The 8,319-nt window shown below is 43.3% G+C and carries 5 protein-coding genes; all 5 read left to right on the top strand.

Annotation, left to right across the window (positions count from 1 at the left end):
• The first annotated feature begins 53 nt into the window (after nucleotides 1-53).
• Nucleotides 54-1,835 (top strand): beta-glucuronidase, encoded by a 1,782-nt coding sequence (gene uidA / locus GXO74_03395; protein NOZ60704.1) that lies wholly within the window; start codon nucleotides 54-56, stop codon nucleotides 1,833-1,835.
• Between the two features lie 119 nt (nucleotides 1,836-1,954).
• Nucleotides 1,955-3,736, top strand: a complete 1,782-nt coding sequence (locus GXO74_03390; protein ID NOZ60703.1) for a tetratricopeptide repeat protein — start codon at nucleotides 1,955-1,957, stop codon at nucleotides 3,734-3,736.
• A gap of 220 nt (nucleotides 3,737-3,956) precedes the next feature.
• A complete protein-coding gene (locus GXO74_03385; protein ID NOZ60702.1) occupies nucleotides 3,957-5,867 on the top strand; it encodes a hypothetical protein in 1,911 nt (636 codons plus the stop codon).
• Between the two features lie 165 nt (nucleotides 5,868-6,032).
• Complete coding sequence (locus GXO74_03380; GenBank protein NOZ60701.1) at nucleotides 6,033-7,205, top strand: glucuronyl hydrolase; 1,173 nt, start codon at nucleotides 6,033-6,035, stop codon at nucleotides 7,203-7,205.
• The coding region (locus GXO74_03375) for a heparinase (protein ID NOZ60700.1) at nucleotides 7,202-8,319 on the top strand (1,118 nt) is incomplete at its 3' end. The genes GXO74_03380 and GXO74_03375, both read left to right, overlap by 4 nt.

The following is an 8,319-nucleotide window of genomic DNA, read 5'->3' as shown; positions in this document are numbered from 1 at the left end:
AAAATAGTTACGGATTCAAAAGACTGAGGTTGAAAGCAGAAAGGACTGATGAAATGCTTTATCCACAAAATAATCGATGTCGTGTTGCGATTGATTTGTCGGATTTCTGGGAAATAAAAGTGCCAAAACAACAGGATGAAAATGAGGAAAATTTTTTTCGGGGATTTGAGGCTGATTCATTTTGTGGGGTTCCTGGCAGTTGGAATGAGCAGCTTGCTGAACGTGGATTAATGAATTACATCGGCAAAATTTATTATCAAAAAGAATTTGTTTTGTCCAAAAATTTTCGCGGCAACAGAATTTTGTTGCGTTTTGGATCGGCAGATTATCGGGCAAAAGTCTGGGTGAACGGCAAAGAAATCGGCGGACACGAAGGGGGATTTTTGCCATTCACTTTTGACATTACCAACGTTGTCGATTTTGAGCAAGCAAATCTCATTGTTGTCTGCGTGGACAATTCGCTCAATCACGACACTATTCCGCAGGGTGTCACACAGGATGACTACCTGAATTTTCACAAAGCGCGCCATCAAACTTTTCCGCCGACAGTGTTTGATTTTCTCACCTTTGGCGGGTTGAACAGGCCAGTGAAAATTGCCATTGTGCCGGAAAAATACTTTACTGAGTTTGAAGTAAAAACTTCGATTGAGGGAAGCGTTGGGATGATCGAATTCAAATCATTCATCAATCGTTTTTTTAATGGGGGTAATGTTTCCGTTTCGCTGTGGGAAAAAGAAACACAAATCCAACAACAAAAAATTGAATTAAGAGAAAATATGAGCGCTGGTGATTTTGTTGTGAAAAATTGCCATTTTTGGAGTCCCGACGATCCATTTTTGTATAAATTAAAATTTGAACTCTTTGAAAACAGCGAGTTTGTTGATGAATATTCTCTGGAAGTTGGTGTCCGCGAAATTTCCTGGGACAACAATCATCTCTATTTGAACAAAGAAAAAATATTTTTGCGCGGTTTTGGTAAACACGAAGATTTCCCGGTGCTCGGGAAAGGGCTTTCCTTCCCTGTAATTGTCAAAGATTTTCAACTTATGAAATGGATTGGCGCTAACTCTTTTCGTACGTCGCACTATCCGTACGCGGAAGAAATCATGCAATTGGCGGATCGAATGGGCTTTTTGGTGATCGCCGAAGTGCCAGCGGTGAGCCTCAATTTCCGTTTCGTCACAGAAAAGACACTGGAAAATCACAAAAAAGCGCTGCGGGAACTCATCACCCGGGACAGAAATCATCCCTGCGTGATCGGTTGGAGCGTGGCGAACGAGCCTGGCATCTGGGGCGAAGACGAATCAAATTCGGAGAAATCTCATAAGTATTGGCAAGAAATTTTTCAGTATACACGTGAATTGGACCCGACAAGACCGTTGACGCTGCCAACTTATCCTCACTGGAAGGAGAAAGATCCGGTTTACAAGTATTGCGATATTATTTCGCTGAATCGTTACTGGGGCTGGTACGAGATTCCGTCAGACCTGGACAAAGTCGAAAAAAAGTTGAAAGCGGAAATTCAAAAACTTCATGACAAATACGACAGGCCGATTTTGATGACCGAGTTCGGAGCCGACACCATTGAAGGTCTTCATGCGACCTATCCCCAGCTTTTTACCGAAGAATACCAAACCTCGCTCATCATGAAGTATTTTGAAGTCATCGAATCTTTTCCGTTTACTGTCGGCGAGCATATTTGGAATTTTGCCGATTTTCGCACCGCGCAACATTTCAGGCGCGTTGTTTTGAACAAAAAAGGCGTTTTCAATCGCCAGCGCGATCCGAAATCCGCGGCGTTCGTCATTCGCAAGCACTGGCGTGGCGAAAAATAGACTTTCTCATAAACCCGTACGGATTGACTCCAATTTTTGTGCAGAGTTAAGGCAGCAGCCTTGGGAACCCAATGGTTAAATTTCAAAAAAGCGATCATAGATTATTTGAGGACCAGAAAATGAGACGAAATCAATCTTTTTTATGGAAGCAAATCAAATTTTTGTTATTTCTCACTTTTTCATCGCTCTCTTTTTTATTGTTATTCGGCTGCCAGAGGTCGATTGACAAAAAGGTTTTTCTCAAAGGTCCCTATTTGCAAAATGTAACAACAGACGGCATTACTGTAATGTGGGAAAGCAAGACGCCTTGCCTTGGCACAGTATTTTACAAATCCGAAGGTACTGATTTTCGGAAAGTTGTTGAGCTACGAGAAGCGAAAATTCACGAAATCAAAATTGAAAATTTGACTCCGGAAACAGAGTATGCCTATTTTGTGGCCTCGAACGGGGTGAAATCCCCGAAATATTCATTCAAAACAGCAGTGCGGAAAAACTCGCCATTTTCTTTTGCAACGTATGGGGACACTAAACATGGGCCTTTTAATTATCGAAAAATCGCCAAACTCATTTCTGAAAAACATCCGAATTTTGTGATTCACAACGGCGATTTTGTTGAGCGCGGAGAAATTTACAAACAATGGGAGAAATTATTTTTTACGCCGGCGCGGGACATGCTGGCGCATATTCCTCTGTTCGGCGCCATTGGCAACCATGAAGACAATTCCAGTTACTATTACCAATTCTTTTCGTTTCCTGGCAATGAAAGATGGTATTCATTTGATTTTGGCAACGCTCATTTCATTATTCTGGATACAAACGATGGGGTTCTTTACGAAAACAGCGAGGAGTACAACTGGCTCATTCACGACTTGCAAAACAATCATGCCACCTGGACAATTGTAAGTTCTCATCATCCGCCGTTTACTGCGGGCGGCAATTACTATCGCAACAGCAGACTGGAATTGAAAAAATTGCTTCATCCGCTCATGGAAAAGTACGGCGTGGATCTTGTTTTGAGCGGCCACGATCACAACTATGAACGGACAAAACCAATTTCCGGGAAAAAAAGTAAGCACGCGGTGACTTATGTCGTGTGCGGAAACGGCGGCACGCCCATGCGCTACATTGGCTGGCGCGAGTGGACGCAATACGCGGAGCGAGTATTTGGCTTTGTGCTTGTTCACATCGATGGCTCCAGGCTCCATTTTCAGGCGATAAATATCAACGGCGAAGTTATCGATGAATTTACTCTGGACAAGTCCAATCCCGAATCGGTGGCTGCTTATTTGAAAAACAGGGTTTATCTCGAGGATATTGACGACCATGTTGTGGCGACAAAAAATTACCATAAAGGACGAAAGCTGCTGAAAAAGCACAATTACGAGGAAGCCGTCGGTTATTTGCAGAAAGCCTATGCCGCAGATTCCACCTGCATCGAAGCGCTGTCTGGATTGGCGAGATGCTATTTTGAATCCGGGAAAATCGATTCTGCGATCTTGCTGGCGAAACGCGCGGTTCAAAAAAAACCGAATTATCCGCACAGCTATGAAGTTTTGGTTGATATTTTCAAATCAAAAAAAGAATACGACAAAGCTATTGAGTGGTGCAAAAAATGGTACGTTTACGAACCAGACAGTCCGGATGCGAACAATGAGATTGCCGACATTTACAAAAAGCAGAAAAAGTATGACCTGGCGATTGCCGAAATGAAGAAAGCAATTGCCATCAATCCGGCGGATTCGGATTTGTACATCGATCTCGGCGGGTTGTACGAAAAAGTGAATAACAGAAAAAAAGCGCTGCAAGCTTACCGCAAAGCAGTTGAGTGGTATCTTGATGAAAAAGATGATAAAGACATTGCCGAAGTGAAGGCTAAAATTGAAAAATGGGCTAACAATTGAGGTGAGCGCAAAGCAATTTCTGCGATAGAAATATGATGGCATTAAAGTGTGCTGCACCTTCCAGGTGCGGTTCACTTTTGTCGCTGGATTTAATCCGTAAATATTTTATCACTCAATTAATTTCAGGGATAAAAAGCTAACGCTTAAATCTCATCAATTTTTTGAAATGTGTAGAAATCGTTAATTCGCTGGAAAATGTTCATTAAACAACATGAGATCTATGTTTTTGAGGCAAAGCATTTCCAAGAAAAAAAGAACTGTTTTCTCTCTTGTCCTTTTCTCTTTTTTGCTGACATTGTCATGCGGCAATGGTACTCGGGAAAAAATAAATCTCAAAAAAGAATATCTGACGACACTGAGAGAATTGACTGCGGCGCTGATAAACTTGCAGATCAGTGATTCACGCGATACAAATTTTGGCGCGCTGCAATGCCCATCGTGCGATGTTTTGCACACCCGGGCAGCGGAGGCAGTTTATCCTTTTGCCGTTATTTACAAAGAGACCGGCGACAAAAAATATCTCAGTGCGGCGAAAAATTTGGGCGATTGGCTCATCGACCAGCAGCAGCCGGACGGATCCTGGCAAGAAACTCCGGAAGAATGGACCGGCACGACCACAGACCAGTTGCTGATGATGGTTTCGGCTTATCAGATTTTGAAAAATGAAATGTCGGAAGCGGAACAACGCCGCTGGGAACACGCCTGTCGTGCGGCAGCACGTTATTTGGTAAAAGTAATGTCACCACAATTTGCCAGCATCAATTATTGCGCGACGACAACTGCTTCACTATCGACGATGTACAGATATTTTCCCGATAAAATTTATCTTGAAAAAGCAAAAAAACTGGCGCATCAGGTAATTGCTAAAATGAACGAGGACGGCTTTATTAATGCGGAAGGCGGCAGGATTTACGGCAACAAATATGGCGCTGACATCGGCTATGAAATGGACATGTCGCTCTGGGGGCTCGGCTTGTACGCCCGGCTGACTGGCGACAAAGTTGTCGAAGAAAAAGTGAAGCAGTCGCTGCAAAATCACCTTTATTTTGTTTATCCCAACGGCGCGATTGATGGTTCCTGGGGCATTCGATCGAACAAGTGGACAATGTTCGGGAGCGCCACTGCGGATGGGTGTCAAATTTTGTTTACGCTTTTCGCCGCAGAAGATTCTCGCTATCCGGCTGCGGCAATTAAAAACTTGCGTTTTCTTAAATCCTGCATGAAAAATGGCATTATTGGTTATGGACCGCAGTACTGGGAAATTTTTGCTGATCCTCCGTGCGTTTATCCCACTGTCATGCGGGCAAAAAATCTGGCGATGGCAACAGAAATTGCCGACAATGACAAAATAGAATTGCAAAATCTCCCCTCTGAAAATGTTGGCATGGTGCGTTATTTTCCAAGCATGAATGTGATTGTTACTCGCACAAAAAATTTCATGGCGACCGTCACTGCCTACAATTACAAAGATTTGAAAAGAAAAGAAAAATCCAAATACATGCATCGCCCGGCAGGAGGTTCGATATCGCATCTGTGGGCCGAGGGTTTCGGGCCTTTGCAGATTTCCAGCCAGACAGAATATCGTCGCTGGGAGCCGATGCACTTTCCTGATGTGGGAGAAATAAAACCTCTGACCCCGCGCATTGAATTTGAGAATGAAAATGGCTATTTCACCAATTTGTACGAATTTGACGGCAGACTTTCTTTTGAAAAAAACGAGAATGGCGCGACCGTGGCAGTAACGACAAACGGCGAATTATGCGACAAATTTCTTTTCCCCGGCGGCGTTGCCTATCAATGGACGCATGAGTTTTACGATGATAAAATCGTTCACATCGTAAAGTTGCGCTACCACAGCGTCAAACCGGAAGTGGCAGTTGTGGAGCCATTTGTTTTTGAGCAGGGGACGGAATTCAGAAAAGTAGATGAGCAGAGGATTGAAATTTCCGGAAAAGGAAGAACTTTTGTGTTTGAACTTTTGGCTGGCGAAGCGGAAATTGAATTGGGCAAAGACGCGGAAAAGTATTGGGCAGTCTATCCGGCAGTGCGCTGTTATCCGATCTTGTTGAAAATTTTGCCGCCGGAACAAGGATTTGAGCGAGAGGTGAAATACAGGATTTCGACAAAATAAAAAATAAATAGTTAACTGCTTCAGCAGTTTTGATTTAGATTTATTACTTAATCGATTACCAACTTTTCGGAATTGCGCCCATATAAAACGAAGAAAGAAGGAGAAACTTTGAAAACACAATTACCAAAAAATAGATTTTCTCGATCTTTTTCTGTCTTCTTTTTAATGATCATTTTCGCGGCAGTTTTAACTTGTACCAAGGACTCGAATGATGCTTTCAACGCACAAACAGCCCGCGCGCGCTTGGAGACGATTGCGGCAAAAACCATGAAAATGTACGAAGCAGTAAAAGACACGAATTTGCTGCCGCGAACTGTAAATCTGGACGGAAACCTGCGGTTAGTGCCGTCCAGCGACTGGACCAGCGGCTTTTTCCCCGGAATTTTGTGGTATGTTTATGATTACACCAAAGACAAAAAATTTCTTCAGGCTGCCATGCGTGAAACGGCACTGCTGGAGCCGGAGCAGTTCAATACCGGCTCTCACGATGTCGGTTTTATGATGTTCTGCAGCTACGGAAACGGCTTGAAATTTACCGGCGATGAAAAATTTAAGCCAATTTTGATCCAATCAGCTAAATCATTGATAACAAGATTTAATCCGAAAGTTGGCTGTATTAAATCATGGAACAACTCTCGCTGGGAATTTCCTGTGATCATTGACAATATGATGAATCTGGAACTTCTTTTCTGGGCTGCGAAGGAAACGGGCGATTCGACTTTTTATCAAATTGCAGTTTCGCACGCAAATACAACGCTAAAAAATCACTTTCGCCCCGATAACAGCAGTTTTCACGTTTTAAGTTACGATACTCTGACGGGTCAGGTCGTCGCCCGGAACACGCATCAGGGTCTGGCAGACAGCTCTGCCTGGGCACGAGGCCAGTCCTGGGGATTGTACGGTTTTACGATGGCATTTCGCGAGACAAAAAATCTTGCTTATCTGGAGCAGGCAACAAAAATTGCTGATTTCATCATTGACCACAAAAATCTCCCGGCGGATAAAGTTCCCTACTGGGACTACGATGCGTCGAACAGTCCGAACACGCATAGAGATGCATCGGCAGCAGCAATCATGGCTTCGGCATTATTGGAATTAGCTCAATTTTTACCGGAAAATCAGGGCGAAAAATATTTTCGTTTTGCCGAAGAATTGTTGGCTTCGTTATCTTCGGAAAAATATTTTGCGGCTGAAGGCGAAAATCAAAATTTTATTCTCAAACATTGCACGGGCAACAAGCCCCGAAACAGTGAAGTGGATGTTCCTTTGATTTATGCGGATTATTATTACACTGAAGCATTAATCAGATATCTCAAATTTTACGGAGAGAAAAATTGAAAAAATATCTTGTAGCGTTTTGGTTGATTTTTCTGGCTTCGAGCGTGTACAGCCAGACTTTTCTTTCTCAAATTTCACTGGCGCAAATCGACTCTGCTTTGACAGCAGCAGGGCCATGGCGACCGGCGCCGACTATAGAAAATCGCCGAGCGTTTGAAAAGATACCTTCTCCAGTTGCGGAAAAAATAGTTGCGGAAGCCGAAGAAGTGAAAGATTACGACTGGCCTATTTTAATGGCTACGCTTTATCTCGATTACGCCCGAACCGGAACGCGTACAAATTACAAAAAATTGTACAAACAACGACGCGAAAATCTTTGCAAGCTGGTTTTGGCGGAATGTATCCGAAATGACGGAAAATATCTGGATCAAATTGCTAACGGAATCTGGGCGATTTGCGAAGAAACCAGTTGGGTCGTTCCGGCTCATGTGGCTTATTTTCATGATCCGGTGGGATTGCCCAACATCGAGGAGCGTCATGTTGATTTATTTGCTGCGGAAACCGGGGCAACGCTTTCAATGATAAAATATTTGCTGGGTGAGAAATTGGATTCGGTAAGCCCGCTCATTCGAAAAAGGATTCAAAAAGAAGTTAAAGAACGAATTCTTGAGCCAAATTTGCAGCATACAGATTTCAGATGGATGGGCTACGACAAAACAGGCCGTCGCCCAAATAACTGGAATCCCTGGATTTGTTCCAATTGGCTGCAGTGCATTTTGCTTTCAGACGATTCCACCAGTTACAAGGCAAAACAAATTCATAAATTGATGGAAGTGCTCAATAATTTTGTGGCGCCCTATCCGCAAGACGGCGGCTGCGACGAAGGCGCGAATTATTGGCGCCGAGCAGCCGGATCGCTTTTTGATGTCAACGATATGCTTCACAGCGCGACAGCGGGAAAAATTAGTTTTTACAATCAGCCGCTGATCAAAAAGATGGGACAATATCTCTACAAAATGTGGATTGACGGAAATTATTTTGTCAATTTTGCCGATTGTCATCCTGAACTGACTCCCGAACCGACACTGCTTTATTGCTTTGGCAAAAAAATTAAAGACCCCAATTTAGTCGCGTTGGCTGTTCACTTTGCCAAAACGGAAAAATTTTCTTTATC

This window comes from Calditrichota bacterium, from assembly GCA_013152715.1.
Taxonomy (GTDB): domain Bacteria; phylum Zhuqueibacterota; class Zhuqueibacteria; order Thermofontimicrobiales; family Thermofontimicrobiaceae; genus 4484-87.
Note: the sequence above shows the minus strand (reverse complement) of the source record. Positions and strands in the feature narration are given on the sequence as shown.

What these genes read in the sequence shown, in the direction of transcription:
- uidA (NOZ60704.1), top strand. Translation starts at nt 54, where the DNA reads ATGCTTTATCCACAAAATAATCGATGTCGTGTTGCGATTGATTTGTCG.
- GXO74_03390 (NOZ60703.1), top strand. Translation starts at nt 1,955, where the DNA reads ATGAGACGAAATCAATCTTTTTTATGGAAGCAAATCAAATTTTTGTTA.
- GXO74_03385 (NOZ60702.1), top strand. Translation starts at nt 3,957, where the DNA reads ATGTTTTTGAGGCAAAGCATTTCCAAGAAAAAAAGAACTGTTTTCTCT.
- GXO74_03380 (NOZ60701.1), top strand. Translation starts at nt 6,033, where the DNA reads ATGATCATTTTCGCGGCAGTTTTAACTTGTACCAAGGACTCGAATGAT.